At 67.2% G+C, this 2,329-nt stretch carries 3 protein-coding genes; all 3 read left to right on the top strand.

The window, feature by feature from the left end; genetic code table 11:
- On the top strand, nt 1-403 hold a 403-nt coding region (locus GIY56_RS18230; RefSeq protein WP_154766248.1), incomplete at its 5' end, for a sugar phosphate isomerase/epimerase family protein.
- A gap of 10 nt (nt 404-413) precedes the next feature.
- Nucleotides 414-1,421: a Gfo/Idh/MocA family protein gene (locus tag GIY56_RS18235; protein WP_154766249.1), complete on the top strand. Its 1,008-nt coding sequence runs from the start codon at nt 414-416 to the stop codon at nt 1,419-1,421.
- Nucleotides 1,422-1,428: 7 nt separating this feature from the next.
- Nucleotides 1,429-2,214: a TIM barrel protein gene (locus GIY56_RS18240; protein ID WP_154766250.1), complete on the top strand. Its 786-nt coding sequence runs from the start codon at nt 1,429-1,431 to the stop codon at nt 2,212-2,214.
- The last annotated feature ends 115 nt before the right edge of the window (nt 2,215-2,329 follow it).

The raw sequence follows: 2,329 nt of genomic DNA on the forward strand, positions 1-2,329 counted from the left end.
GATCCAGCCCGCGCTGGACATCATCCGCACCGTCAACAGCAAGTCCGTCAAGTTCCTCTACTGCGCGCCGCACACCTTCTATTTCGGCGACGACACGGCCGCGATGCTGCGCGAGGCCGCCGACGTGCTGGCCCATGTGCATGTGGGCGACACCTTCAACCACAAGGCCTCCTCGGGCCTGCGCTACATCCTGAACCCGCCGGGCACGCAGGCGCGCGTGCACCAGCACCTGGACATCGGCCAGGGCGAGGTGCCCTGGGACGACTTCTTCGGCACCCTGGCGGCCATCGGCTTTGACGGCATCATGACCGCCTGCGTCTTCGCCTGGGAAGACCGCGCCGACCACTCGGGCCGCTTCATGCGCGCCGAAATGCAGAAATACATCGACCAGTATTGGAAGTGAGATCCACAAAATGACTGTCAGAATTGGTGTCATCGGCACCGGAGCCATCGGCCGCGACCATGCCCGCCGCATCAACCAGGTGCTGTCGGGCGGCACCATCACCGCGCTGTCGGACGTGAACCGCGCATCCGCCGAAGCCGTCAAGGCCGACATCGCCCCGGATGCCACGGTCTTCGCCACGGGCGAGGAACTGATCGCCTCGGATCAGGTGAACGCCGTGCTGGTCACGTCCTGGGGCGCGACGCATGAACAATACGTCCTGGCCGCCATCGCCGCCGGCAAGCCCTGCTTCTGCGAAAAGCCGCTGGCCACGACCGCCGAGGGCGCCAGGCGCATCGTCGATGCCGAGGTGGCGCACGGCAAGCGTCTGGTCCAGGTCGGCTTCATGCGCCGCTATGACGAGGGCTATGTCGCGCTGAAGGCCGCGCTGGCCCAAACCGGCGCGCCGATCATGGTCCATGCCGCGCATCGCAACCCGACCGTGCCGGAAGCCTATACCACCCCCATGGCGATCCACGACACGCTGATTCACGAAATCGACGTGTTCCGCTGGCTGCTGGACGACGATTACGTCTCGGCCCGCGTGACGTTTCCCCGCTCCTGCGCGCGCACCCACGCGAAACTGCGCGACCCGCAGATCGTGACGCTGACCACCGCCAAGGGCGTGGTCATCAACACGGAAATTTTCGTGAACTGCCATTACGGCTACGACATCCAGTGCGAGGTCGTGGGCGAGGACGGCGTGGCATCGCTGCCCGAACCGATGGCGATCAGGATGCGCCTGAACGCCAGCCTGCAAAACCCGATCCTGACCGACTGGAAGGACCGCTTCGTCGCGTCCTATGACGTGGAGTTGCAGGACTTCCTGAAGGCGGCCGCGCTTGGCACCGCATCAGGCCCGACCTCGTGGGACGGCTACATGGCCGCCGTCGCCTCGGACGCCTGCGTCCAGGCGCAGGAAGCCGAGGGCGAAAGCGTCGCCATCCCCTGTCCCGACCGCCCCGCCCTTTACGCCTGAGGTTTCCATGCGCTTTGCCCTGAACCACATCGCCGCGCCCAAGCTGCCGCTGCCCGACTTCTTCGCCGCCGCGCGCGAGCTGGGCGTCACCGAAGTCGAGATCCGCAACGACCTGCCCGACGTGCTGTCCGCATGGCGCCCCGAGGACGTGAAGGCCGAGGCCGAAAAGGCGGGCGTGACCATCGTCTCGATCAACGCGCTGTATCCCTTCAACGTCTGGGGGGGCGACCTGCCCGCGCGGGCCGAGGACATGGCCGATTACGCCGCCGCCTGCGGGGCCAAGGCCCTGGTGATGTGCCCGCTGAACGACGGCACGAAGGTTACCTTCGACAGCCTGGTGGGCGCGCTGACGGCCATGAAGACGATCCTCGACACGCGCGGGCTGACCGGGCTGGTCGAACCTCTGGGCTTCCCCGTCTCGTCCCTGCGCACCAAGGCCGAGGCGATCCGCGCCATCGAGGCGGCGGGGGGCGAGGGAACCTACAAGGTGATGCACGACACCTTCCACCACCATCTGGCGGGCGAGACCGAGGTCTTCCCGGACTGGACCGGCCTTGTCCACATCTCGGGCGTGACCGATCCCGCCGTGTCGGTGGCCGACATGCTGGACGCGCACCGGGTGCTGGTGGACGGCGCGGACCGGGTGGAAAACCTGGCCCAGATCCGCGCGCTGCTGGACGCGGGCTATGACGGCCCCTTCAGCTTCGAGCCTTTCGCCCCCGAAGTGCATGACGCCGCAGACCCCAAGGGCGCGCTGAAGGCCAGCATGGCCTTCGTTTCCGCGCAAGCCTGACCCCGAGACAAGGACCGACCCCATGCCCAAGCCCCTCGATCTCCTCACCATCGGCCGTGCTGGCGTTGACCTTTACGGGGCGCAGGTTGGCGGGCGTCTGGAGGACATGGGGTCG

The organism is Paracoccus lichenicola (assembly GCF_009708075.1).
GTDB classification, from domain to species: domain Bacteria; phylum Pseudomonadota; class Alphaproteobacteria; order Rhodobacterales; family Rhodobacteraceae; genus Paracoccus; species Paracoccus lichenicola.